This is a genomic window from Enterovibrio sp. QJM3NY_24, from assembly GCF_057786035.1.
The window spans coordinates 2,753,820-2,777,633 of record NZ_CM173519.1 but is presented as its reverse complement, the minus strand read 5'-3'; the positions used below and the strand labels follow the sequence as shown (position 1 = coordinate 2,777,633).

Annotated in this window: 25 protein-coding genes, 1 tRNA gene and 2 pseudogenes; 12 read left to right on the top strand and 16 right to left on the bottom strand. The window is 45.7% G+C overall.

Annotated elements, in window-relative coordinates; genetic code table 11:
* Positions 1-1,163 (bottom strand): IS3 family transposase gene (locus AC3CIC_RS12245; protein ID WP_488514316.1). Its coding sequence is split into 2 segments (ribosomal slippage): positions 1-908 and positions 908-1,163, totalling 1,164 coding nucleotides; the frame shifts between segments, so codons are not numbered across the junction.
* Between the two features lie 73 nt (positions 1,164-1,236).
* On the opposite strand from AC3CIC_RS12245, the pseudogene istB reads away from it, so the two are divergent.
* Together istB and AC3CIC_RS12235 are read left to right on the top strand one after the other, a co-directional pair.
* A pseudogene (gene istB, locus AC3CIC_RS12240) lies at positions 1,237-1,776 on the top strand (IS21-like element helper ATPase IstB); the annotation flags it as partial.
* Between the two features lie 81 nt (positions 1,777-1,857).
* A pseudogene (locus tag AC3CIC_RS12235) lies at positions 1,858-2,676 on the top strand (IS3 family transposase); the annotation flags it as partial.
* 203 nt (positions 2,677-2,879) lie between these two features.
* Here the strand turns inward: AC3CIC_RS12235 and AC3CIC_RS12230 are convergent.
* The gene (locus tag AC3CIC_RS12230; protein WP_488514743.1) at positions 2,880-3,569 is read right to left on the bottom strand and encodes a YccT family protein; all 690 of its coding nucleotides are present in this window, start codon (positions 3,567-3,569) and stop codon (positions 2,880-2,882) included.
* Positions 3,570-3,801: 232 nt separating this feature from the next.
* On the opposite strand from AC3CIC_RS12230, the gene gltX reads away from it, so the two are divergent.
* The gene (gltX, locus tag AC3CIC_RS12225) at positions 3,802-5,226 is read left to right on the top strand and encodes a glutamate--tRNA ligase (RefSeq protein ID WP_488514742.1); all 1,425 of its coding nucleotides are present in this window, start codon (positions 3,802-3,804) and stop codon (positions 5,224-5,226) included.
* 72 nt (positions 5,227-5,298) lie between these two features.
* Here the strand turns inward: gltX and AC3CIC_RS12220 are convergent, their stop codons facing one another.
* Complete coding sequence (locus AC3CIC_RS12220) at positions 5,299-5,475, bottom strand: hypothetical protein (RefSeq protein WP_488514741.1); 177 nt, start codon at positions 5,473-5,475, stop codon at positions 5,299-5,301.
* A 730-nt stretch (positions 5,476-6,205) separates the two neighbouring features.
* Between AC3CIC_RS12220 and AC3CIC_RS12215 the strand changes: the two genes are divergently transcribed.
* A complete protein-coding gene (locus AC3CIC_RS12215; RefSeq protein ID WP_488514740.1) occupies positions 6,206-7,297 on the top strand; it encodes a porin in 1,092 nt (363 codons plus the stop codon).
* Positions 7,298-7,413: 116 nt separating this feature from the next.
* On the opposite strand, the gene AC3CIC_RS12210 is transcribed toward AC3CIC_RS12215, so the two are convergent.
* Positions 7,414-7,489 (bottom strand) — tRNA-Arg (locus AC3CIC_RS12210).
* Positions 7,490-7,569: 80 nt separating this feature from the next.
* On the bottom strand, positions 7,570-8,703 hold the full coding sequence (locus AC3CIC_RS12205) for a flagella assembly protein FlgT (RefSeq protein WP_394210761.1): 1,134 nt from the start codon (positions 8,701-8,703) through the stop codon (positions 7,570-7,572).
* Positions 8,704-8,907: 204 nt separating this feature from the next.
* Between AC3CIC_RS12205 and AC3CIC_RS12200 the strand changes: the two genes are divergently transcribed.
* Positions 8,908-9,543, top strand: coding sequence for a FlgO family outer membrane protein (locus tag AC3CIC_RS12200; RefSeq protein ID WP_016960096.1), 636 nt, complete (start codon positions 8,908-8,910; stop codon positions 9,541-9,543).
* A gap of 17 nt (positions 9,544-9,560) precedes the next feature.
* Positions 9,561-9,989, top strand: coding sequence for an LPP20 family lipoprotein (locus AC3CIC_RS12195; protein ID WP_016960097.1), 429 nt, complete (start codon positions 9,561-9,563; stop codon positions 9,987-9,989).
* Between the two features lie 219 nt (positions 9,990-10,208).
* Here AC3CIC_RS12195 and AC3CIC_RS12190 read toward each other — a convergent pair whose 3' ends face one another.
* The 3 genes from AC3CIC_RS12190 to flgA all read right to left on the bottom strand — a co-directional run bounded on the left by AC3CIC_RS12190 (position 10,209) and on the right by flgA (position 11,808).
* Positions 10,209-10,640: a flagella synthesis protein FlgN gene (locus tag AC3CIC_RS12190; protein ID WP_016960098.1), complete on the bottom strand. Its 432-nt coding sequence runs from the start codon at positions 10,638-10,640 to the stop codon at positions 10,209-10,211.
* Between the two features lie 9 nt (positions 10,641-10,649).
* Positions 10,650-10,961, bottom strand: a complete 312-nt coding sequence (gene flgM / locus AC3CIC_RS12185; RefSeq protein WP_488514739.1) for a flagellar biosynthesis anti-sigma factor FlgM — start codon at positions 10,959-10,961, stop codon at positions 10,650-10,652.
* Positions 10,962-11,046: 85 nt separating this feature from the next.
* Positions 11,047-11,808 carry a flagellar basal body P-ring formation chaperone FlgA gene (gene flgA, locus AC3CIC_RS12180; protein ID WP_488514738.1) on the bottom strand — a complete coding sequence of 254 codons (762 nt, stop codon included), beginning with the start codon at positions 11,806-11,808 and terminating at the stop codon, positions 11,047-11,049.
* Positions 11,809-11,876: 68 nt separating this feature from the next.
* Between flgA and AC3CIC_RS12175 the strand changes: the two genes are divergently transcribed.
* From AC3CIC_RS12175 to AC3CIC_RS12165, 3 genes are all read left to right on the top strand, one after another.
* A complete protein-coding gene (locus AC3CIC_RS12175; RefSeq protein ID WP_488514737.1) occupies positions 11,877-12,812 on the top strand; it encodes a chemotaxis protein CheV in 936 nt (311 codons plus the stop codon).
* Positions 12,813-12,815: 3 nt separating this feature from the next.
* Positions 12,816-13,643 carry a CheR family methyltransferase gene (locus tag AC3CIC_RS12170; RefSeq protein ID WP_488514736.1) on the top strand — a complete coding sequence of 276 codons (828 nt, stop codon included), beginning with the start codon at positions 12,816-12,818 and terminating at the stop codon, positions 13,641-13,643.
* Positions 13,644-14,038: 395 nt separating this feature from the next.
* Positions 14,039-14,563 carry a helix-turn-helix domain-containing protein gene (locus tag AC3CIC_RS12165; RefSeq protein ID WP_488514735.1) on the top strand — a complete coding sequence of 175 codons (525 nt, stop codon included), beginning with the start codon at positions 14,039-14,041 and terminating at the stop codon, positions 14,561-14,563.
* 497 nt (positions 14,564-15,060) lie between these two features.
* Here AC3CIC_RS12165 and AC3CIC_RS12160 read toward each other — a convergent pair whose 3' ends face one another.
* From AC3CIC_RS12160 to AC3CIC_RS12125, 8 genes are all read right to left on the bottom strand, one after another.
* On the bottom strand, positions 15,061-15,696 hold the full coding sequence (locus AC3CIC_RS12160; protein WP_488514734.1) for a BRO-N domain-containing protein: 636 nt from the start codon (positions 15,694-15,696) through the stop codon (positions 15,061-15,063).
* Between the two features lie 132 nt (positions 15,697-15,828).
* Entirely contained in the window at positions 15,829-16,401 is a 573-nt protein-coding gene (locus AC3CIC_RS12155; protein WP_488514733.1) for a hypothetical protein, read from the bottom strand.
* A gap of 221 nt (positions 16,402-16,622) precedes the next feature.
* Positions 16,623-16,919 (bottom strand): hypothetical protein, encoded by a 297-nt coding sequence (locus AC3CIC_RS12150; protein WP_488514732.1) that lies wholly within the window; start codon positions 16,917-16,919, stop codon positions 16,623-16,625.
* 179 nt (positions 16,920-17,098) lie between these two features.
* Complete coding sequence (locus AC3CIC_RS12145) at positions 17,099-17,458, bottom strand: hypothetical protein (RefSeq protein WP_488514731.1); 360 nt, start codon at positions 17,456-17,458, stop codon at positions 17,099-17,101.
* The gene (locus AC3CIC_RS12140) at positions 17,455-17,661 is read right to left on the bottom strand and encodes a hypothetical protein (RefSeq protein ID WP_488514730.1); all 207 of its coding nucleotides are present in this window, start codon (positions 17,659-17,661) and stop codon (positions 17,455-17,457) included. The genes AC3CIC_RS12145 and AC3CIC_RS12140 overlap by 4 nt, the downstream gene beginning before the upstream one ends.
* An 853-nt stretch (positions 17,662-18,514) precedes the next feature.
* A complete protein-coding gene (locus tag AC3CIC_RS12135) occupies positions 18,515-19,105 on the bottom strand; it encodes a hypothetical protein (RefSeq protein WP_488514729.1) in 591 nt (196 codons plus the stop codon).
* 1,110 nt (positions 19,106-20,215) lie between these two features.
* On the bottom strand, positions 20,216-20,437 hold the full coding sequence (locus AC3CIC_RS12130; protein ID WP_488514728.1) for a hypothetical protein: 222 nt from the start codon (positions 20,435-20,437) through the stop codon (positions 20,216-20,218).
* Between the two features lie 39 nt (positions 20,438-20,476).
* Entirely contained in the window at positions 20,477-21,025 is a 549-nt protein-coding gene (locus AC3CIC_RS12125; protein ID WP_488514727.1) for a recombinase family protein, read from the bottom strand.
* 91 nt (positions 21,026-21,116) lie between these two features.
* On the opposite strand from AC3CIC_RS12125, the gene AC3CIC_RS12120 reads away from it, so the two are divergent.
* From AC3CIC_RS12120 to AC3CIC_RS12110, 3 genes are all read left to right on the top strand, one after another.
* Complete coding sequence (locus AC3CIC_RS12120) at positions 21,117-21,302, top strand: hypothetical protein (RefSeq protein ID WP_488514726.1); 186 nt, start codon at positions 21,117-21,119, stop codon at positions 21,300-21,302.
* A 480-nt stretch (positions 21,303-21,782) separates the two neighbouring features.
* Positions 21,783-23,350, top strand: a protein-coding gene (locus AC3CIC_RS12115; RefSeq protein WP_488514672.1) for an IS3 family transposase whose coding sequence is annotated in 2 segments (ribosomal slippage) — positions 21,783-22,236 and positions 22,236-23,350 — 1,569 coding nt in all. Because the reading frame shifts where the segments join, the coding sequence is not laid out codon by codon here.
* Between the two features lie 34 nt (positions 23,351-23,384).
* On the top strand, positions 23,385-23,738 hold the full coding sequence (locus AC3CIC_RS12110) for a hypothetical protein (protein ID WP_488514725.1): 354 nt from the start codon (positions 23,385-23,387) through the stop codon (positions 23,736-23,738).
* Positions 23,739-23,814 lie beyond the last annotated feature (76 nt).

Genomic DNA, 23,814 nt, shown 5'->3' with positions numbered 1-23,814 from the left:
TCAACTCATTCCGGACAGTAAATTAGGCTGATTTTCAGCTTTCGCAGGTGGAAGACCACCGTTATAACTATGCGGTCTCTTCCAGTTGTAATAGCTCATCAGGTAATGGCTGATATCTTTGGATGCCTCAGCAAAAGATGCATAGCCTGTTGCTGGTATCCATTCAGATTTTAGACTTCTAAATAGCCTTTCCATTGGAGCGTTGTCCCAGCAGTTGCCACGGCGACTCATGCTTTGTGTCATCCGATACCGCCACAGGTGTTGTCGAAACTGGCGACTGCTGTATTGGGAGCCTTGATCCGAATGGAACATCACGCCACTTGGTTTTCCTCGTTGCTCATACGCCATCGACAACGCTTTTGTCACCAATGCCGCATCAGGACTGTCAGACATGGCCCAACCGACAACCCGTCTGCGATACAGATCAATGACAACGGCAAGATAGCACCAACGATGACCCGCCCATATATAGGTAATATCGCCGCACCATACTTGATTTGGGGCGTCGACAGTGAACTGACGATCAAGCTGATTGGGAATATCAGGCCGTTCAACCGTAGCTTGCTTATAGTTATGTGAACCGGGTTGCTTGCTGATGAGTTGTGCCTCTTTCATCAATCGGCGAACCTTGAATCGTCCAATCTTATGTCCGATTTCACACATCATGCCGACCAGAGTGCGACTACCCGCAGAGCTTCTGCTCAGCGTAAACAGTCGGTTGATCTCGCTACGAAGATGCAAACGTTCAGCATCAATATCATGGCGTCGTTGGCAGTGCTCATAGTAAGTCGACGTGGCGATATCGAACACAGTACAGACCAATTCTACCGGTTCTTGCTCTCTCAATTGGTCTATCAGCGCGTACGTTCGAGTTCGTCCGACATCAAGAGAGCAGTAGCCTTTTTTAGAATAGATTTTTCTCGTTCAAGTCGATGGATCCTTGCCTCTAACTCTTGGATTTTCTGCTGCTCTGGCGTTAAGGCTTTGGAAACTGGCGTACTACCGCCGCGCTCTTGTTCAAGTTGTGTGACCCAGCGTCTGAGTCCCGTTTCACCGACGTTTAATGAGCGGCTAGCCTCAGCAATTGAATACCCTTGGTCAAGTACCAAACAGGCTGCTTCTAGTTTAAATTCAGCGGAGAATGAACGACGTTGTCTTGTCATGGAACACCTCTTTCTTTAGTGGTGACTTTACCACCTTAAATGGTGTCCGGGATCATTAAACCACTACAACACGTTTGATTTTAAGTTCGCCACAGGTGTACCTAAACCACAGATACAAGAGTTAAGCGCGCTCACGTTCATTGAACGTAATGAAAATGTTGTGCTGTTAGGGCCAAGTGGCGTTGGCAAAACCCACTTAGCAATAGGATTAGGACTGAAAGCCGTTCAAGCAAAAAAGAAAACGCGATTTATCACCGCAGCCGATCTGATGTTGCAGCTACCAACAGCGAAACGGCAAAACAAACTGAAACAATACCTCTCTCGCTCAGTCATGGCACCAAGGTTGTTGATCATTGATGAGATCGGATACCTCCCATTCGGACGTGAGGAAGCCAACCTATTTTTCACTGTGATCGCTAAGCGTTATGAGCAAGGCAGTATCATTTTAACGAGCAACTTATCGTTTGGGTAATGGCCAAGTGCTTTTGCCGATGATGCAACACTGACTGCAGCGATGCTGGATCGACTTCTGCATCATTCACATGTGCTGCAATTAAGTGGTGATAGTTATCGATTGAAAGATAAGCGTCGTTCAGGCGCTATACCTGAGTAAAACAGTGGGTCAATTTTGAGTGATCGTCTTTAGCCTAAAAGTGGGTCAGTTTTCGGTGATCGTTGACATCTAAGAGATAAATACCCGCTTAAACACTTACTTCGAGCCCTGAACCTGGCAAGAAGCGTATTTTATTATCAGGCCAAAGCGAGTCAGCTTCCTGATGACTATGAATGTGAAAAGCGGTTAGTTCAGTCTATTTACCATGAGCACAAAGGACGCTACGGGTATCGTCGAATTTACTTGGAACTGAGAAACCGAGGTGTAACGTTAAATCACAAGACAGTGCAAAAGCTGATGATGCAGTTAGGCTTGAAGTCGACAGTAAGACCCAAGAAGTATCGCTCTTACCGTGGCGAGGCTGGGAAAGCAGCAACTAATGTACTCGAAAGAGACTTCGAGGCGAGTATACCGGATGAGAAATGGGTAACTGATGTTACTGAGTTTAAAGTCAAAGGGCAGAAGGTGTACCTGTCTCCAGTGATTGACCTGTTCACGCGAGAAGTGGTGACTTATAAAGTTGGGCAGCGCGCTGATTTACTACTCGTCACTGGTATGCTTGAAGAGGCTATCTCAACGCTAACCCCGGAATCGAAGCCCATTATACACAGCGACCAAGGTTGGCAGTATCGGCACCGAGCCTATCAAAAGCAGCTTAACGACAATGGACTCGCACAAAGTATGTCGAGAAAAGGAAATTGCCTAGACAACGCAGTGGCAGAGAACTTCTTCGCACTACTAAAAATAGAGATGTACCATAATCAACGCTTTGAAGATGCGGATGATTTGATGAATCAAATCAAAGAATATATCGAGTACTACAATACCAAACGTATTAAAGTGAAACTAAAAGGCCTGACTCCGATAGAGTATCGAAATCAGGCCTTGAAAGCCGCTTAACAGAAATGTCCAACTTTACGGGGTCACTTCATTTTTGCCGGGCTTTCTTTTTTGTCGTCGTCAATCATAAAAAGGTAGACTGCTGCTTAGATAGTGGGCACTAAATGACAGTTATGATTTAGAGATGTGAACATAACTACTCCGATTACAAGAAAGAAAAAGCAGCCATTTACGCTGCTTTTTAACGTTTGATAATCCGAGTTTTATTTAACGTTTTGGATGGCCCAGCTTAGGAAGGCTTTTTGAGACTCTGAGTCAGCTTGTGCGAACCAAAACTTTAGCATTTGTTCAGTATCAACACCTGCATCCGCAGATACTGGGGATGATGTTACTTTTGATACATCAGCGTTCGATGTGCTGCTCACTACCGGAATTGTTGCTGCTACTGTTGCAACTGCGGCTGTGGATTGCCAACTGGCAATGTTGTTTGTGCGATTGTATTTTTCAATTTCTTTTACATAGTCCGGCATAAGATCAAAGCCAATCGATAGCTTGTCTTGCTTGATGTCTATTGGTTTGCCATTTTTACTTAGCGTAAAGCTAGGCTTTTTATCAAACATGCGTCCATCATCGAGCGTATCGATACGTGGCAGTTTCAGTGTCAATGTTGCATCAGCAGCAGTGAATGTCGCAACCAATGGTACTGATTTATACTTGGTTTTCTTACTGCCAGACTCGCGTACGATATGAGACAGCCGGAACAAAATTTGACTTTCACCATTTGGCAATACGACGTTATCTTGATTATCAAAGCCAAGGTTTGAATAGTCAGAATCAATACCATTTTCAACCAAGACTTGAACACCCGATGGAATGTCGATAGTGACATCTGCAAAAGCTACAGAACTTGTAGCTAGTACACCAGCTGCGATTACAGTTCTTTTAAACATCATTAACTCCTTTTTGCCGCTGGCTCCCCAGTCGGTCCTAATATCGTCGATTCGATTCTACGTTTGCGACGTGAAATAAGGTAGGTAATGTCAGTTAAAATGAGGGCTACGGCTAAGAAAATTATTTTTTGTTCCTATCCAAGCTACAATTGTGTGCTTAAACAATGGTGGTACAATGTGCCATTCAAAATTGTAGAATTCCTATTCGGAACGTTGAACTAAATAAGGCAGCAAAATGACGGTCAAAACACGTTTTGCACCAAGCCCAACGGGCTTCTTGCACGTAGGTGGTGCTCGCACCGCACTGTACTCTTGGCTTTACGCTAAACACATGGGTGGTGAGTTTGTGCTTCGTATTGAGGACACGGACATCGAGCGATCTACACAAGAGGCTATTGACGCGATCCTCGAGGGGATGGAGTGGCTTGGTTTAGAGTGGAATGAAGGTCCTTATTATCAAACTAAACGTTTCGACCGTTACAATGACGTGGTTGACCAACTGCTTGCCCAAGATAAAGCTTATAAGTGTTATGCACCCAAAGCGCTTCTTGATGAGATACGTGAAGAGCAGATGGCTGCTGGCGACAAGCCTCGCTACGACGCTAATCATCCAAAGGTTGTCGCTGCTAATACTGAAGCAACAGAAAGTTCGCCTTTCTGTATTCGTTTCCGCAACCCTAAAGAAGGGACGGTGGTTTTTGACGACAAAATCCGTGGCCACATTGAAATCGCAAACAGCGAGCTGGATGATTTGATCATTCGTCGCACAGATGGCAGCCCAACCTACAATTTTTGTGTTGTTATTGACGACTGGGATATGGGGATTACGCAGGTTGTTCGTGGAGAAGACCACATCAATAACACGCCTCGTCAAATTAACATATACGAAGCTATTGGTGCTCCCGTTCCTGAATTTGCACACTGCTCAATGATTTTGGGCGATGACGGTGCAAAGCTGTCTAAACGCCATGGCGCAGTCAGCGTGATGCAATATCGTGATGAAGGTTACTTGCCGCAAGCCTTGTTGAACTATTTGATTCGCCTTGGTTGGTCTCACGGCGACCAAGAGATCTTCTCTATGGATGAGATGATTAAGCTGTTCAGCTTGGAATCAATCAGTAAATCAGCATCTGCATTCAATACAGACAAGCTGCTTTGGTTGAATAATCATTATATTAAGACTGCTGAGCCTGAGTACGTTGCCGAGTATCTTCAGTGGCATCTTGATGCTAAATCGATCGATACCAGCAATGGCCCTTCTATTATAGAGGTGATCAAACTCGTTGGTGAGCGTTGTAACACGCTCATCGAACTTGCAGAGCAAAGCCGATACTTCTACCAAGATTTTGAAGAGTTCGAAGCAGGTGCCGCGAAAAAGCATCTTCGTCCTGTTGCCAAAGAAGCCTTGGAGCTTGCATTGTCTAAAGCTGAATCTTTGCAAGATTGGACAACGGAAAACCTGCATCAATTAATTGCTGATACCTGTTCTGATCTAGAACTTGGTATGGGTAAGGTAGGCATGCCGCTTCGAGTTGCGGTAACCGGTCAAGGTCAATCCCCATCTGTCGATGCAGTGATGGCACTGTTGGGTAAAGACAAAGTGGTGACCAGAATTGCGAAAGCGTTGAATTTTATCTCGGCGAGAGAAGCTAACGCATAGTGATTTGACGGACAAATTAAAAAGGCTGCTCAGAAATGGGCAGCCTTTTTTTTGCCCGACGCGATAATCACGTTAGTCGCCGCGCAACATTTCTTGGCTTTGTACACAAACCCAAAAATTATTAGCACCCGCACAGTATTGCATGATGTCTTTTGGAACGACGACTTGCTTGCCTTCAAGAACGTAAGCTGATGCGCCCATACTTACTGAAAACAACAAAGCGGCTAAAGCAGTGTAAATGAATTTCATTATTGACCTCATGATCATCAAGAAAAATTGAAAGTTAGTAAAGACATACAGATATACCTCCACTCTCATAATGTAGATGAGCATCATATTTTTCGTGAATAAATAAGGACGTTGCATTTTTACTTGGAAGAGAAATCACCTCCATTGGCGCTAAATTACCGCCTGTTTGATCACTCCGATTGCTGTTGCGATTGCATGAATCTTGTGACTCTTCAGCCACTCCCATACTTAATGCCTTTACTCTAAAGGCATGTCCCCCATTTCTTATTTGTGTTGCATTAACTTTGCGTAATTGATGCAGCGTATGTGTGTTGGTGTTTTTATTTTGTTAACGATCTTTCTCGTTGTTTTTTGTTTATTATTTTCTTTGTGCGAACCAGGTCAAATAAACTTGATAACTTAAATAAAAAAAATAAAAAAAGGCGAGTTAGTTTTTAATTCCAATGTGATTCTCATCATCAAAATGGCTGAAAATATAAATTTCACATTATATTATTAATTTTTATTTAGTTTAAGTGGTTGATTTTTATTGTTTAATGTTTTTTTTGTCGTTTACTTTGATCATCTTCAAAGTTCAACTCCAACGATGTTTAATTTGGTCAGAAAAAAATTATCCTTCTCGCCGTTGATAAACATAATCAATCACCGTTCATGTATATCGCAGCTTGGCGGCCAACTTTAAGCAGTGATGACACCATTGAACGAAATAATTTCTATTTAGGAGTTTTCCATGAATAAATTCTTTAAACGTTCTGTAATTGGCTCTGCAGTAGCAGCCGCAGTTTTAGCGTCTTCTGCGGCAAGCGCATATGTGATTGCGCAAACTGACGAAAATTCAGTTGAAATGTATGGTGTTGTTTCTATCTCTGCTGTTGACTACGGCACAACTGATAGCACTTTTGTTCTTGAGAATGAATCACGAATTGGTTTCCGTGCATCCCATGTTATGACTGATTCTGTTGAAGCTTTTGTTCAGATGGAATCTGGTTGGATGTTGGATGATGGTGCTAAAATTGGTAACCGCGATACCTTCGTTGGTATGCGTGGCGATGATTGGGGTCAAGTTCGCTTTGGTCGTATGCTGACACCAATGTATGAATTGGTTGACTGGCCATACAGTGCATCAAACATGGGTACGACTTTTGACCGCGGCTGGCGTGCAGGTGAGCGTTTCCATTTTGACCGTAAGAGCCAGCAAATTCGTTTTGACTCAGCGAAAATCGGTGACATGGCTAAATTCTCTGCGTCAGTAGGTAACGGCAGCGAAAATACAGATGATTCTAAGTTCTACGGTGCGAGCTTCTCTATCAATCCGGTACAAATGTTGACGTTGCACGTAGCGATGGAAAATACGACTGATACCAATTTTGATGATGGCTCAGTGTATGAAATTGACAAAGATTCTGGCGTAAACACCCAAGTTGCCAAGTCTGTTGTTGGTGATACAAACAACTGGTTCGCTGGTTTTGAAGTTCGTCCTATCGACAATGTAATGGTTGCAGCTGCATACAAAGCGGGTGAGTTTGAGCGTAACGCTAGTAGCTTCTCTAAAGGTTACAACACCCGTGACATCGATGCATTCTCGCTACAAGCTAACTACTACATGGGTGCAACAAACTTCCGTCTAGGTTACGCGTCTCAAGATGGTGAAACTGACGGAACGAAAGATGAGTTCCTGAAACGTGAAACAATCACTGGTGAAGTAGGTCATAGCTTCAACTCTGTATACACCTTCTTGCGTATTGCTCAGCAGAGTGACGCAAAAGGCAGCAAGTACGGTGACGACACCATGGTACGTATCGGTACTGAATGGTACTTCTAATCTCCAATTAGTTGTCCTTAAATCTAAACGGGTCTTTATGGCCCGTTTTTTTTCGTTTTGTATTATTGAAAGATTGAAATATTGAAATATTGAAAGATTGAAAGGTAAATAAGAAATGGCGCTCCCACAGGGACTCGAACCCCGATCGATCGCTTAGGAGGCGACTGCTCTATCCTGTTGAGCTATGGGAGCGCAAAGCGCCGCGGAGGAATTGAGCGGCGCTAGGTGGTCAGTATACCTAAAAGAATCTTGAGGTTAAGGTTTTCATGACGCTATAACGTGTGTTTGGTTACCATATCACCAATTTGAATGCTTGGTCCGAGCTCAACCGGGGATACGGCGATTTCTGCTGAGTTGTCATAAACACGTGTCACCGTTAATACCATGTCACTTTTCTTGAGTTGCGTGCGGTTAACGCCATATTGGTCGGTAAACGACGCATTGTGCCAGAGTGACAATTCATCACCGTATTTCACACCATGCACACGACCAGCATTGATCTGCCCAGACTGACCATTGATTGATATCACTTCCGGCGTGGTAGCTCGGCATGAAAGGTTGCTTTCCAAATCCAACAAAATATTGCGACTGACTCGCTGTGCCATCTCCCCGTAAGCGGAAGTCCAAAACCGTGCGGTCTTGGTGTCGACTTTACTTTGTCGCTCAAACGGCCAAGCTGCGATGTCTCGATAGATGTTTTGGTAAATAACGTCTCCCGATTTTCCATCCAGAACGTCGATGGACAGTGCCAGTTGTCGATTAGTTTTGTCATCCCTTAGCACTTTTTGGTCGATGGTTGCCGACATGTCGGTGATCGAACCAATCATGACATATTGCGCGCCAGCGTCTTCGGCAATCATTGTTGCTATATCAGGTTGCGTTGGAGAAACGTTATGCGGCGTGATTCCTTGAACAACAAAACTTTGAGCCTGAGTTTCAAATTGACGCTGCAGAAGCACCGTGAAGTCATCACCAAATTGAAATATGCCACCTAGTGCCGCTTGTTGTGGCGAAACAATATCGAACCGACTTAACAGCAGACCTTTTTTGTATTGGTTCTTGTGGCAAGCTTTTGCCGCGGGGTAGATATCAATACGAGCCGTCAATTTCATGACGCCACCACGGTCTTTGGTCTCAAGCACCTGTATGTGGCGGATTTCATTGCCGCTGAATTGGTAGTCACTGCGCGACTCAGCCAAGTAGGGACGAATGTCTGCCAGGCCAGCAATATCGGCACCTGAATACTTGAGCGCTTGATAAACCGCATCTTCTAATGCGCGCTCTCTTGCTTGGTCTTTACTTTCCAGAATGGTACTGGCACCTGTCACTTCATACCATGCAGCGTTTGCTGTGGCGGTTGCTAGCGCCATACAGGCGATCAACGGAGTAATAATTTTTTTGCGCATGACCCTGACTTCCAATAGTAGGTACAATAATTGCTAGACCAGATAACATCGCGGGAAAAGCGGCAATGCGGTTAACAATGACAGCGAAAATATAACCCCATTGATGCAAATAATGTTCCTAAAAGTTGAAACAATGAATTTGTCTTTGTTTCTTCTCGGTTGAGCCCAATGCCAACCCTAAAATGTGTCCGGAGCCAGACAACGATGAAAAACTGGATAGTGATATTACTGAGCCTTGCTACGGCTTCATGTGCATACAACCCGATTTATAACGGCAAAGAACCGTATGCGGGAAGTGAGTTTCTGTTGCAGCAAACACCAAGGCATACCCTGGATTATTTTCTAGACGGCCTTGCAGAAGAGCTATTGGAAACCAACAACTATCTGACTGCAAGAACACCTTTAGCGATCGTGTCCTTTGTTGATATCGAAGAAATGGATCAAACCAATTGGCTTGGTAATTCAGTCACAGAAGGCATGATTTACCAAATGCAGAGACGTGGCTTTACTCTTATCGACTTTAAGAACACGGGGACAATTCGTGTGACTCAAGATGGTGACTTCTCGCTAAGTCGTGATTGGAAAGAGCTCAATCCTGAACAGCAAATCGATTATGTGTTAACGGGCACTATGCTTCGTCAGGGCGGTGGCGTATTAGTGAACGCACGTATTGTGGGAATGCGATCACGTGTGGTTGTGGCATCAGCGCAAGGTTTTCTGCCTGCAGAACGTATTGGCAGGGATATCGATACATTGCGTAAAGTGCGGATTGAAGATGGCGTGATCATTCGCGGCGATCAACGTAAACATTTACCAGACACCATAATTTTGAAGCCTTAATGGTTCACGGAGACAAGATGAAAACTTGGTTATCTCTGGCAATATTGATGCTGCTCACTGCATGTCAGCCAATTACTCAAATGCGTTCAGACGAACTCCTTTCTGCTGTGGGGACTGCATCTGTCAGTGCACAGCGTGGCGATACGTTAGAAGAAAAACAGTTTCGCGCCATGCGAGCATCAAAGCTAGAAGCTTATAAAGAGCTGTCGGAGCAAGTATATGGGGTTCGTGTTAGTGGCTTGACACAAGTTGATGATCAGCAACTTGGCCACGATCGTACGAGTGGCGCTTCCGATGGGATAATCCGTGCTGCCGAAGTGATAGCCAGTTATCAAGTTGGCGACAGCTACGTGACTGAACTTCAACTTAATCTTCGGAAAATGAACAAAATGAAAGAGTATGGGGAATCCCATCATGTTCCTAGAAACGATGCGATTATCTTCTAACGTAAATTCAACTAACGCTCAATAGTTAGATCCAAGATGAACTTGGGTATCAAAAGCTGCTTATGGCAGCTTTTTTTGGTTTTTAGCAGTTGGCGTTACAAAGAGTGAAACCATTACTGTGACAAAGGCATATTGGTTGGTGCGAGCATGGAGTCTTCGAGAGAGGGGGGATATATGCTTCTTTTGGGAAATGAAAACTGAGGCGGGTTTACTTAAGGTTCAGGCTTTGACGTTAGTGCCTAATGTGCGACTACCTGATGCTTTACCGTCACTGTCGTAAGTCATTTCATTCTTACCAGCGGCTTCTTGGAATAGATTGCGAAGCTTATGAATGCTTAGGTGGGCGCGTTGCAAGGCGATGCCGTTGGCTTCATTTAATTGGTGACATTGTTCCAGAATGGCTTTTATATCAGCAATTTTTTGCGTTGCATCGTTAGACGGAGATGTTGACTCAGGGCATTTGGAAATTTGAGCGTCGCATAATTGAATTCGCTGGATCAGCGTCAGTTTCTGCTTGGCCGTTGCCGCAATGTCGGGGGATTGTCTTGCTGCAATCGCCGACGTTTCTTGTTTCATGACATCAAGAAGCGCACTGACATTATCTGTCTGCGTTTCTAGGAATTGCTCGAAATCGGACGCTTTCTCAGACATCAAGAAACACTAAATCCCACGAAAGTCATCTTCATGTTTTAAAATGTTTGCTGCGAGCTGATCGACATCAACTTTGTAAGAGCCATTCGCAATCGCTGTTTTAATGGCGGCCACTTTAGCACTGTCAAAATGGCTTTCACTGGCCATTTGCTGATTCAGCGCACCAATTGCTTTGCTACCGTCACTCATCGAAAATGCATCGGTGCGTTGAGTTTTTACTTCACTCGCGCCAGATTCCACTGAGTTAGTTTGTGACTTGCCTTGATTGGTTCTGTTCGTATTTATGGGTTGACCAGAACGCAAATGATCGATACTTGCCATAATAAAGCCTTATATATGTCCGAACCTTCTGTTGCTCACAGTATCGGCCGTGCTTATATGAACTTTAGCACTTAATTGCAACAAACTAGAATTTTACAATTACTTGCCCAACAGAGGTAATTGTACCATCCACAATTCGATTCGATTTGCTGTTGCGAATTTTAATTTGTTCACCGAGAGCGCCATCACTTAATGCTGTTCCTTTTGCAATAAGATTCAGTCCGTTACCGCTGGCTGTTATCACGACCACGTCGTTTCGACAGATCATACAAATGTCGTTTCCTTGAATCGGCTCACCCATTCCAACCACACGTTTGATTCTTGAGCCAACGATAGTCGATGCATTCGTATACGTCTGACCTCGTTGAAAACGTGAATCTACCAATTGCACAATCAAATCATCGTGATTAATGATCACACCGCGATCCATAGGTCGTTTCGCGACCACAATCGGTGTGAGCAGTCGAATTTGAACGGGAACATAAACTTGCCAATTGTCTTCTTTGCAGCTGACCATGACCGTCACGCTTTTGTTTAAAGACTGACGACCAGGCACGGTAGCTTGAAGTGATGAAGGGCAATCGGACAAACGGAGTCGAGAATCAATATTTCCGGCGCTTACCTCCAATTTGCCATATTCGGGCACCGCGACAAGCGTTTGAACATGCGCCTCTGCAGCTTCTTTCACTGCTTCAAGTTGACTTGTTGGAGCAGCGGCTATAATTGAGCTAAAGCCGCTGAGAAATGTGCCGATAAAGAGCCAGGCTAATCGTTGATAACACATACGTCTCAAATTGGTTAGTATAAAAATTAAATAGCTGCAGTGTACCTTCAAGTTGCGTGCCAACGTGTACCGTCAACGACGTTGCTTGCTGCAATACGATAACAATAACAGGGCAATATGGAGTTTATCTTATGTCAGGGATTCTTGATACGGTCAATCAGCGCACACAACTTGTGGGTCAAAACCGATTAGAGCTATTGACCTTTCGTTTGATGCGTAAGCAGCGTTACGGCATCAACGTGTTTAAAGTAAAAGAAGTACTCCAGTGCCCCAAGCTGACGCTGATGCCAAACCTTCATCCGCTAGTAAAAGGCGTCGCGCACATTCGAGGACAAACCTTATCAGTCATTGATATGAGTTTGGCGACAGGCGGGATGCCGATTCAAGACCCAGAAAATCGCTTCATTATCATTTCTGAATTTAACCGTTCCACGCAAGCTTTCTTAGTGGGCTCAGTAGAGCGCATTGTGAATATGCATTGGGAATCGATTTTGCCGCCACCTGGAGGTACCGGTAAGTCAAACTACTTGACCGCCGTGACTGAAATTGAAGGTGAGTTAGTTGAAATCCTTGATGTGGAAAAAATCCTGAACGAGATTTCACCGGTAAATGAAGTGATCAGTGATGAAGTATTGGCGCAAAAACCCGTGTTTGAAGAAGGAGGCACGGCGCCTAACATTGTTTTGGTGGCTGATGATTCGAGCGTTGCACGTAGGCAAGTCAAGCGTGCGGTAGAAACCATTGGCTATGAAGTGCTTTTGGCGCATGACGGACGTGATGCATTGAATAAACTTCAAGAAATGGCCAAAGAAGGCAGTGTGTATGAAAAATTGGCGTTGGTTATCTCTGATATAGAAATGCCTGAGATGGATGGGTACACGTTAACAACTGAAATCAAAAAGGATGCGAGTCTAAAAGATCTTCATGTAGTATTGCACTCCTCGCTCAGCGGTGTATTCAATGAGGCCATGGTTAAGCGAGTTGGTGCTGATGCATTTATTCCGAAATTTGATCCTGATGAATTGAGTGCTGCAGTAATAAACGCGGTTAAAGGCCAAGAAATATAATCCATGACGAATATAGCGATCACCGAACAAGAATATCGAGACTTCTGCAAATATCTCGAAGGAAAATGTGGCATCGTTCTCGGTGACAGCAAGCAGTATCTAGTTAGGAGCAGACTTAGCCCTTTAATTAGCCGCTATAAATTGGCTTCAATATCGGAGCTTTTTCAGCTTGTTCTAACAAATAGAAACAGAGATCTTGCTGTTGCAGCCATTGACGCAATGACCACAAATGAGACCTTGTGGTTTCGTGACACCTATCCTTTCGAAGTGCTTGCTAACAAACTTCTTCCTGAAGTGGCTGAAAGCAGGCGCCCGATTAAGATATGGTCAGCGGCAAGTTCGTCAGGTCAAGAACCTTACTCGATTGCGATGACAATCCAAGAAGTGCAGGCAAAAAAGCCTGGCTTGCTGAGTAACGTTTCTATTACAGCGACTGACATATCGTCCACCATGTTAGAAAACTGTCGAGCGGGCGTTTATGACAACTTGGCATTGAGCCGAGGGTTGTCACCAGAGCGTAAGCGTCAGTTTTTTGAAGATGCGGGCGAAGGCCGAATGAAGGTTAAAGATTCCGTTAAACGCATGGTGACCTTCAAACCTCAAAACTTAATGGATAGCTACAGCATGCTGGGTAAGTTCGACATCATTTTTTGTCGAAACGTGCTGATTTATTTTTCGCCGGACATGAAATCGCAAGTGCTTAACCAGATGGCGGGTAGCTTGAACCCTGGTGGTTATTTGTTGCTTGGGGCTTCAGAGTCTCTCACTGGTCTCACCGACCGATTTGAGATGATTCGCTGTAATCCAGGCATTATCTATAAGTTGAAGTAACTACACACCTCACTCAATTCACGACATTGAGCGCGGAAATACATTACTTCACTAGAAAAGCGGCACAGAAGTAACTGCTTCTAGGTTTAATGGTCGTTAATAATCAATGACTTATAACTCAATGTATGACGCGATGTAGGAAGGCGTATAGGCTGCTCACTGTGCTGGTATTTCTGGTGTGGTAGGTGGCCTTTCTTTTGCTCGTCAGAAATAGATAAAAATCAGATTGAGCGAAGCGGCGTAAGCCCTTTGTTCTTTTTCTTTTAAGAGTTCTTTTTTATGCGCCCATTTTGCACGTACCTATATTGAGCATTTTGCACATACTCTTTGTTGATATTGAGCATAGGTTGCGGTAAGGTACGCGCAAATAACTCATACCGTTTTATCGAAAGCTGATGTCATTTACAATAGACCAACTACCAAACACCCAATTCGAGCTAACCACGATGCTATTACGTATACGTCCTTCACTGCTGGGTCTACGCAACTCTGAGCGATTGCTTCTGGCTCAGCTATCGGCGCACATGAACCCAGCGAATGACTGGAAGTGTTGGCCTTCGTTTAAGACCTTAGCCGATGAAATGGAAGTCAGCGTGTCGACCGTAACACGCAACATGAAAGGTGTTGTCGATTCAGGTCTGGTGACCGTCCAACGTGGCAAGAAGAAAGACGGTAGTAACGCAAACAACATCTACCAATTCAATCGTGAGCGTTTCGCAGAGCTGACAGGCTTGAACATAACGACACCTGAGCAGCTTCTAGCTAGCCCAGTGTCAGCAGTGCATGACATGACGTTGCGTGAAGTGTATTCCGCATTCCTGACCAACGAGAAGTTAACACAAGCTCAAGCGTTGATGCTGGTGGAAGGTAAACCAGACTTATCAACCATTGAACGCATGCAGCTCGAACGCTTCTTGTAGTTGCATTAAGTAAACCGCCAGCACTGAACATCAGGCCAGCCTAGCGCTGGTCTTTTTGTATCTGTCTGTAGGTAACCAGTCTTTGTAGTTCAACCAACCTTAACAGGTGGATCTGTAAGTCACCCAGAGAGGCGTTAAGTCATGCTGTGGTATGAGCATTAGGCTTTGCGCATAGCGTGGCTTAGAGAGGCGTACAGAGACGCTATCACGTTTGGATGATTAAGTTGTGGAAGCAGAAAACCCCAAGCATGAGCTTGAGGCAAGGACGTTTGGTTGAGGCATTTTGTCGGCATTAAGTTGGCAGGGTAACGTAGCTATACGCGATGTAACATTTGCGTCACTTATAGCTCCATACCCATTTACAATTGTTGCTTGAGAAGGCCAGCACTAGGCTGACCTACAGTTTACTAAAGTCGAAGACCAAGAATAGCCAGCGTGAATACACCGCTCATGCCAGACAGTGAGATTAGATACATCATGTCAAACAAGGTCATAGGCTAGATGGTGAACTCAAGGCCACGTGAAGCAATTGCGACGGTCAGGGCATCAGTTAGGCTTTCGTCTGTGTTATAGCGAAGTTCATGGGCGATCAATGCCTCAGCATCAGCACGTGTAAATGCTTCAAGGCGGCGCATTGAGCGCTCGTCAGCACGACGTAACTTGTAACGTAGACGCTTTTCAATACGGTCAGCTTCAGTAGCGAACTGATTGACCATGATTACCATGACCTTTTGCTGCACCTCTGGGCTGAACTTCTCCATTCCATGAATGTAACCACCATGCTTACGGATAGACGGCAAGACGGTCTTAGTAACCCACTTTCGAAAGTGCTTAGCTTCAGGTTTGCGTGATCGTATCATTCCAGTGTAGAGGCCATCTTCGCTAATGATAACCATCTTTTGGTCACCGCTGGAGGTGCACAGCGTTGTGTATCCCTTCTCGTCGCCATCTAGCGAGCGCGTTAGCTCAGAAGCATCACGATAACCCATTGCCTTTGCTACGTCTGTCGCAACGAACCACGGTTGGTTCTCTCCGTGCTCATCTGGCTGCATCACAGTTCGTACTGGCACATCATAGAACATGAAGGTTGGTTGCATGTTTGCTTTAGGTTTGGTGTTGTTGGTTGTATTCATTTGATTAAGTCCTCTCAGACAACCGCACACACGAAGTCCTACCTGTACTCACTGGTCTACTGAACGAACTATCTTTCAGTGGTACAGCTTCAGGTATGCGGTTGTTTAAACAGTAGTTGGGTTAAAGGTTGATTAGCCGTAGGTTGGCATCTTGTTGCTTGGCACATATGCTTCTGGCATCTTGTCGCCTTGCTTGTGTTGGTCGAGCAGGATGTCGCGCATCCGACGCACAGTCGCTAATTGCTCGTCTTTCGGTTGTAATGAGTTGGGTGAGCACCAGAAGACCAGTATCACGTCATCGACAGAGTCTTCTTCACGTAGCAATTGGTAACCACCCACCATCCGACCGCTCTCTTTGAGTGACTGAAGTTGTTCATAAGCTTCGCAGCCACCATAATCAGTGGTGTACCTAAACGACGACGCTTTGGTTTTCTCATTGATAAACATGAGCACTGACGGTGCATACGCTAGGCCAGCATGACGATGTCCGGTGCTGAGTCTCACAACATCCCATGCCTTCTCGATGTCAGTTGCTTCGATTGCGTCTGTAAGGTTGAACCGTTTGTCGCTGACGCTGTATACGATTGGCTTTCCGTTGGCATCTAGCTTTCTTGGGCGACCGCGTTTCGTTGCTGCTTTTGGTTTTGCTGCTTTTGGTTTTGCTGCTTTTGGTTTTTCTTGAGTTTCATTTGTCTTGATAGTCATTACCTCCATAAAAAGGGAACGATTAGACGGCGCAGTGCAATGCCCTACGTCATGTCTGCCTACCTGCCGCCATCGCCACCACCACGTGTTAATGTTAAGTACAGGGTTACAGAGTTAGACATAGTGCATTGCACAGCGTCGTCTTGAAGATAAAGGCGTTTTCCAGACGCCTCGCCTACATAGCCACGGTGTGAACCGCAACCATTCCTTTTCGTTTCTTCTTAGAAGTCTTGAAGCAGACCAAGAGAGATAGCAGCACCGACGGTCATTTCTAGACCTTGAAGGCAGACCAAGTCGGTATCACGCGCTTCGCTTGGGTCGACGATTGCACCACACTCGCGGTAAACGTAAGGCGTACCATTGGCATTGCCTGAGTGAACGTTGCCGTTGTAGATGTCGTGCGTCGTAGCCATTTGACCACGGTAACTGGTCACCCACGTGTCAGCAGGTTCGTAATGTGGTTGTGCTAGGTCGTCGATGGTGAAGTGTTCGCGGTTGCTGTGATTGATCATTGTCATAGTTGTTTCTCCTTATGAGAGTTAGTGGGTTGGATTGAGTTTGTGTGATTGAGTTTGATTTGTTCATGATGCTTGAAGGTGACTTCGCGCTGTCTCCTGTGCCATGGTCGAGCAAGACCGACAGGTAACGCGGAGTCACTTTCAAGCGTCATACTTTGATTAGGTTTGTTCTGTTTGTCTTAGATGAAGACCACAGGCTCTAGCGCTTTGATTGCTGCGGTTAGTACGGCAAACCATGCATTCACTAAGGCGTCGCTGGCGTCGTCGTCAAGCTGCTTACGGACGCTCTCAGGCGTGACCGCTGGTAATGCATAAAGCATGCTGAAGATACGGAACGGGTCGACACGATTAGCATCAGCGACGGACTCGATAGCTGCGCGGATATCTGGAGACACCTTGTAGTAGTACTCGCTCGGATACTGGATGCCTTGTGAACGTAGAACGACGAGTATGTATCGTGTCTTATGGTGAGCTGTCTCGCTCTCACGCGCTGCGGCGATAAGCTTTGCGCATTCACGCTGGTGATTATGGTTGGTCATAGGTTTGCCTCTTCTTGGTAGTTTGACCATGCCAAATCGAAGGCTGCTAGATAGACTAAGGATTGAACTCGACGCGCTTGAACGCGACGTTTCTGATTGTTAGCTTGCGTTGTCGCATCAGCCCATCGCGTGTTCGTTGGCGTATAGCTACCAAACGGGTTAATACGATCAATTGAGTGCTCAGGTGATGGCTTGTCGCCCATGTCTGAGACAAATGAATCGAAACTATTAAGCCATCTGTTGCATATAGTTACACCTTGTTCACCATAGCTTTTGTAAGCTTTGTGGTTTGGGTTGTAGCAGCGTTGCCGCATGCTTAACCAAGTAGTGAGCATCGGACTAGCTAAGTACTTTGCACGTAAGGTAATCACGTTGCATGTGTTACAGTAAGACTGGAGTTCATCTTTCTTTTGTCTGGCTTTGCCAAAGGCTTCCCTAGGTTTCAACTCGTCGCACTTACGACAATGCTTGTGAGTGTCTGTATCGACATATCCCTTACGGGGTCGTGGTCTGAACTTTGGGTTGTCTTTGTGCTTTGCTGCGCGTCCCTCGCGCTTGGCGGTCGCTTGGCATGGCTTACATCGAGACTGTAGGCTGTCTTTGCTTCGTTTATCCTTACTAAACATAGAAACAGGCTGCATATCGCTGCACCGTGTGCAACGCTTGGTAGTGTTAATGGTAGTGTTGAATGTGAACATGGTTGTTGTTACCTCATTTGGAATGACCTCTCGCCGCCCCACATCCACCCCATACCCACAGATACAGCGCGATTGAATGCGCCGTTAACAACGATGAGATGGTGACAGAAAGAGGTCTTGCAAATGGTGTCTGTAGGTTTGAAAGCCGTGTGAAGGCGTTGAGTTTGGTCGTTGGTGCAGATGGAGGCGCTATGTTTTTCACATGTATCTCCTAAGCGGTGTCCTAATTCATCCCTGCTTCAAATGTACGGTTTCTCAGTGAATCTGACTGTCTGCTCCTATGATGTGTGCTTAGTTGGTTAATCATCAAAAATGGCTTCCCTGCCTGATGTGAAACACAACGCTCTCATCCTCTAGGCTAGGCTACTGCTACCAGCTTCTGGCGCACATCACGGCTTGGCAACTTGTGGAAGGGATATGCGACTTTGTATAGCTGACCGTTCGCCTTGGCTCGTTCGACAAATAGCGCAATGCTTCTCAACACTTCGGCGTACTGGCGGGCTGTTCTTGGCGTAACACTAATGATGAGCGCGATGTCTTCTGTCGTGAAGGTTGGTTCGTTGTGGTAACTCATGAAACGAAATAGCTTTGCTTTGTTAACGTAAGCTTGGTTGTTCTTGTTGGTCTTCTTCTCGTAGAACGAAGCCAGTACGCCGCTAACGATATCATCCAGCCAATCAGGTACTTCACTTGGGTCGAAGGCTGGCACGTCAAGCAGATGTACTGGAGGCCTCTTGTTACCCTTCTTCTTGGCAGGTGCTGCGTTATCGACAACAATGGATGGTGGCGTGATGTTATACATTGCGTTTAGGAAATGAAGCGCTTGGGCGTGGTCGTGGTCGTCATGTGTGTAGTTTGCTTTTATGGTGGTGGTCTCCTGTGCGAATAGCGAAATGGTGTGATTTGATTTGTGTTGTCCTAGGCGGTGTCCTAAATCGGATTTGAACAAACGTCGTGTCGATGCGTAGTAAATCTATGATGTGTACTTAGTCTGAAATGAACGCTTGGAAGGACTGAAGGTGTGGGTTGAAGGTATCTGGTGGTTTCTATACGGCGTCTTTATAGAGAGAGCTAAAGGCAGTGACTGAAAGGTGTGGACTGAAGGTGTCAAGCAGTTTATGTAATTACTTTCTATACGGCGTCTTTATAGAGAGAGCTGAAGGTATGGCTGAAGGTTTGTTCAAAGCGGCGTCTTTATAGAGAGAGCTGAAGGTATGGCTGAAGGTGGTTTCTATACGGCGTCTTTATAGAGAGAGCTGAAGGTATGGCTGAAGGTGGTTTCTATACGGCGTCTTTATAGAGAGAGCTGAAGGTATGGCTGAGAGTATCTGGTGTTAAGATGATGCTATAAACCATTAACAATTAGTTAACACAAATGTTCGAAATGTCCGTCCTATAAAGAACATGGAGTATCTACGCTAAGTTGGCTGAAAGTAGCTGGTGTTATGGTAATCAACAAAGGATAGGTAACTTCAAGGTAACTGTGTGAAGCGTTAGTTTGCTGCCGTGTTGAACGTTGGTACTGAAGGTGGACACGGCGGTTACTGCTAGGTGTATCGACACACATCTCTGCATTCAGACACCTTCCTTATTGGTTTGATAACTAGAAAAGGAGGGAGCTTTCGGTCAGAACTAAAAGTAAGAACTCCAGTCAAACCGATGAAACTGAGCATTCAGTACCCATTCAGATAGCCTTCAGCCTGTGTCGAGTAGACCTACGCCAAGGTTACAGCTCAAACTGTAAGTACCGACCAGTTAAGGTAGTACACCAATACCAATACGCTATCACAGCCAGCCTCCAGACAGCGAAAAGGCATAACCTAGTGTTAGGCTAAAAGTATGCAGCGTTAGTCAAACCGATGGAACTGAGCATTCAGTACCCATTCAGCTAACCTCCAGCCTGTCACGAGCTAACTTGTGTCGAGGTTGCAGCTCAGACTGTAAGTACCAACCAGTTAAGGTATTAAACCAATGCCAATACGCTCTCACAGCAGCCTCCAGACAGCGCAAAGCCTAACACTGGGTTAGGCCATCAGTTCAGGGCGTTGCGTTCAGGCCATCAGTTCAGGGCGCTGCGTTCAATCGTCACTGCATCTGCAATGTAAGCATCAGCCACCATTAGGCCAGACACCATCGCTTGCAACTGCTCATGGCTCAACGCATGTAATGCCAAACGTCCCGCTTGAACCAAAGACGCTAGGTCAATCGCTTCGTTCATTACTGCAATGTCAGCATCCAACATCGCCTTGCTGCTATCTTCCATCGTAACTGTGTCGGTCATTGTGTTAGCCATGAGGTAGTCTCTCTCTGTCAATTGGTTTTACTTGTTCATGTTAATGATGTTGTAAACGTTGGTTCGACTAATGCCTAAGCGCTTGGCTATCTGTGCCTTTGCTACTCCATCATTAAACAACTCCATCACGGCCTTGTGGTTGTCTTCATCCTTACGGCGTCCCAGATGCTTACCTTCAGCCTTAGCTTGCGCTCGTCCTTCGTTGCAGCGTTGCAGTATGCGCTTACGTTCCATCTCAGCGAATGCGCTAATGGTGGTATAGATGACACGCCCAACATCACTATTGATATCGACATCGCCAAGGTCTAGTAACTTCAGGCCAACACCTTTCGCTTTCAACTTGTCGGCTATGTTTAGCGCATCGATAGTGTTTCGAGCCAAACGGTCAGTCTTTGTAGCAATGATGGTGTCACCTTCTCGCGCATACTCCGTGCAATCGTTGAGTCCTTCGCGCTCTGCTGACTTACCGCTTTCCTTGTCGGTGTATACCTTCTCGCATCCTAGCGCTAGGAGCTGTGTCTTTTGAGTCTCAAGGCACTGGTCAGTTGAAGAAACGCGAGCATATCCGATAAGCATGTTTGGTGTTCTCTGTAAGTGTGCATAAAGTCCAATGTGATTAATGTACATGCCCACTAATTAAATGTAAAGACTTAATGTACACTTTTAGGTGTTGAACTGGAGTGCGCAAGAAGGTGTACCTTTGTGGACAGTAGATGGAAAGAGGCTAGAGCTAGGACAAGGAGAGAAGCAGAAGGCCAACGCGACGCATCACCTATCAGAGCATCAGGCCATGACACCAAGTATGGCGATTGGTCAGAACACCGAGCCAAGCCGCAACGCCTTCATCATGTGAGACGCTTGGTTTCCCTGTCGTCATGCAACGGCCTCTCTTGCGCCATCTATATGAAGGAGAGTTGATGTGGTTATCGTTAATGGATTGGTCGAACTGGGGGGTATGGGGGGAAATCCACTCTGTATTATATATATAACCACTCACGGATTTTTTACAAAAAATAGTCTTGGGGTTTACTGGACTCTGGCGGGATGAATTTGATTAGGCAATTAATCGCACTGAGACGAATCAGCCTTTTGATAGTATTATGTTTTTTTAATTCATGAGACCTTAAAATGCAGCTAGATGAATACATCAAAGAAACTCTGGTTCAAATCACGAAAGGAGTCAAAGAAGCTTCTGACGTGGTCAAACACTTAGGTGGAGAGGTGAATCCAGCAACAATAAATTATGGGGGGAAGCTTCCCCCCGGTGTCAGGATAGTTGTCCAGATCTTAGAACGCCCAAAAATCCAGCAATGGAGGGCTAACGAAGGACACTATGCCGAGATATTCCGAAGAAAGAAAAGCTGCCATCTTGAAGAAGCTACTGCCACCGCATAACAAAACCATTCCAGAAGTTGCTGCGGAGGATCACATCAGCGAAGCAACGTTATACAATTGGCGTAATAAACTCCGCTCCGAAGGTAAACCTGTGCCAGGTAATCAAAAAAATTCTGAACATTGGTCAGCTGAAGCCAAGTTCGCCACCGTCATCGAAACCGCCAGTTTGTCAGAAACTGAGCTTAGCCAGTATTGTCGCCAGAAAGGTTTGTACCCTGAACAAGTTAAAGCGTGGAAACTCGCTTGTATCAGCGGTGCGGGTCAAGCAGAGCAATCTAAGAAAGCAGAGCAGACAGAGCGTAGAGCGGATAAAAAGCGTATCCGAAAATTGGAAGCAGAGCTGCATCGTAAAGACAAAGCCCTGGCAGAAACGGCGGCGCTATTGGTGCTGTCAAAAAAGCTCAAGGCCTTGTACGGGAGCGACAGCGAGGAGGACTGACTCCTCTCGATATGCGCGAGACATTGCTGGCGCTTTTTGATGAAGCGGTTGCTAATGGCGCGCCTCAGTACAAGGCTGCAGACCTCATGCAAGTTCCACAGCGAACGTTGCGCCGCTGGCGTACGTCACAGGGTCATGTGTTGCCCGATCTTCGTCCTCTGGCTATCAGACCAGAGCCGAAAAACAAGCTGTCAGAGCAAGAGCGCCAACATATTCTGAATGTCTGCAATGAGGCTGACTATGCCAATTTACCGCCCAGTCAAATCGTGCCGAAACTGGCCGATCAGGGAGAATATATGGCCAGTGAGTCAAGCATATATCGTGTGCTGAAAGCTAACGACCAACTGCACCATCGAGGACGGGCGAAACCGCCACAGCCTACGACGGAGCCCGCTTCTCATGTGGCGACAAAGCCCAATGAGATCTGGACTTGGGATATCAGTTATCTGCCCGCGAAGGTTCGTGGTCTGTACTGGTATCTTTATATGGTCATTGATATCTACAGTCGCAAAATTGTGGGTTGGGAAGTCCATGACTGCGAATGCGGAACCCTTGCTTCTCAGCTGATTGAGCGAGCCACCTTCAGTGAACGCTGCTTCGTGAAGCCTCATTATTTACATTCTGACAACGGGGCCCCAATGAGGTCACTCACCTTGCGTGCAAAGCTTGATGAAATGGGCATCCGAACATCCTTCAATCGTCCGGGCGTTAGTAATGACAATGCCTATTCAGAGTCATTGTTCCGTACAGCCAAGTACCGGCCTAACTATCCGGAGCATGGCTTCGAAACGCTGGCAGAGGCACGTGAATGGATGCTGAATTTTGTAAACTGGTACAACAACGAGCATCACCACAGTGCGATTAAGTTCGTCACTCCAGCAGAAAGACACAGAAACTTAGATACAACAGTGCTGGCGAAGCGGCATGCCGTGTATCAGCAGGCGAAAGCCAAGCATCCTGAACGTTGGGCAAGGGAGACTCGCGACTGGTCACCCGTTGGTTCGGTAACACTCAACCCCAAAAGCACAGACAATAACGAACATGGCGGTCAAAAAAGAGCCGCTTAATTAGAAAATCTGGTCAACTACCTTGAAATCTACCGTGAGCGTTAAATCATCTGACATTGAAAATGGTGAACTCGCCATTTTTGAAAAGAATGCGAGAACTGCAGTGGCAAGGTTCGGTGAAGCGAAGTCTGTTTTTAAACTCCGATTTTTCCGACTACAGACTTCTCTGACTCAGTCAGAGAAGTTAGCTTTTAAACCAGTAAGTAGCGAAGGCTATATTGATACGTTTCTCATCGAGATAATGGATGACGATTTCCAGCATGTGTTTGAAAGGGACACACAAAGAATCGGGTGGGAAATAAGAGACTTTAGCCAAGATATTGGAGTTAATAAAGTGTTTCTCCATTTTAATGAGCTACTCGATAATCTAATACACAATGACATATAAACAGGCGACGCTACGTGAAATCTGAGAGCCAGCGTGATGTCTGACCTTGCCGGATTTTACGTAGCGTCGCCTATTA

Coding starts and splice junctions, on each gene's coding strand:
- AC3CIC_RS12230 (WP_488514743.1), bottom strand. CDS start 3,569: ATGATGTTTAAAAGAACTGTAATCGCAGCTGGTGTACTAGCTACAAGT.
- gltX (WP_488514742.1), top strand. CDS start 3,802: ATGACGGTCAAAACACGTTTTGCACCAAGCCCAACGGGCTTCTTGCAC.
- AC3CIC_RS12220 (WP_488514741.1), bottom strand. CDS start 5,475: ATGAAATTCATTTACACTGCTTTAGCCGCTTTGTTGTTTTCAGTAAGT.
- AC3CIC_RS12215 (WP_488514740.1), top strand. CDS start 6,206: ATGAATAAATTCTTTAAACGTTCTGTAATTGGCTCTGCAGTAGCAGCC.
- AC3CIC_RS12205 (WP_394210761.1), bottom strand. CDS start 8,703: ATGCGCAAAAAAATTATTACTCCGTTGATCGCCTGTATGGCGCTAGCA.
- AC3CIC_RS12200 (WP_016960096.1), top strand. CDS start 8,908: ATGAAAAACTGGATAGTGATATTACTGAGCCTTGCTACGGCTTCATGT.
- AC3CIC_RS12195 (WP_016960097.1), top strand. CDS start 9,561: ATGAAAACTTGGTTATCTCTGGCAATATTGATGCTGCTCACTGCATGT.
- AC3CIC_RS12190 (WP_016960098.1), bottom strand. CDS start 10,640: ATGTCTGAGAAAGCGTCCGATTTCGAGCAATTCCTAGAAACGCAGACA.
- flgM (WP_488514739.1), bottom strand. CDS start 10,961: ATGGCAAGTATCGATCATTTGCGTTCTGGTCAACCCATAAATACGAAC.
- AC3CIC_RS12175 (WP_488514737.1), top strand. CDS start 11,877: ATGTCAGGGATTCTTGATACGGTCAATCAGCGCACACAACTTGTGGGT.
- AC3CIC_RS12170 (WP_488514736.1), top strand. CDS start 12,816: ATGACGAATATAGCGATCACCGAACAAGAATATCGAGACTTCTGCAAA.
- AC3CIC_RS12165 (WP_488514735.1), top strand. CDS start 14,039: ATGTCATTTACAATAGACCAACTACCAAACACCCAATTCGAGCTAACC.
- AC3CIC_RS12160 (WP_488514734.1), bottom strand. CDS start 15,696: ATGAATACAACCAACAACACCAAACCTAAAGCAAACATGCAACCAACC.
- AC3CIC_RS12155 (WP_488514733.1), bottom strand. CDS start 16,401: ATGACTATCAAGACAAATGAAACTCAAGAAAAACCAAAAGCAGCAAAA.
- AC3CIC_RS12150 (WP_488514732.1), bottom strand. CDS start 16,919: ATGACAATGATCAATCACAGCAACCGCGAACACTTCACCATCGACGAC.
- AC3CIC_RS12145 (WP_488514731.1), bottom strand. CDS start 17,458: ATGACCAACCATAATCACCAGCGTGAATGCGCAAAGCTTATCGCCGCA.
- AC3CIC_RS12140 (WP_488514730.1), bottom strand. CDS start 17,661: ATGGGCGACAAGCCATCACCTGAGCACTCAATTGATCGTATTAACCCG.
- AC3CIC_RS12130 (WP_488514728.1), bottom strand. CDS start 20,437: ATGACCGACACAGTTACGATGGAAGATAGCAGCAAGGCGATGTTGGAT.
- AC3CIC_RS12125 (WP_488514727.1), bottom strand. CDS start 21,025: ATGCTTATCGGATATGCTCGCGTTTCTTCAACTGACCAGTGCCTTGAG.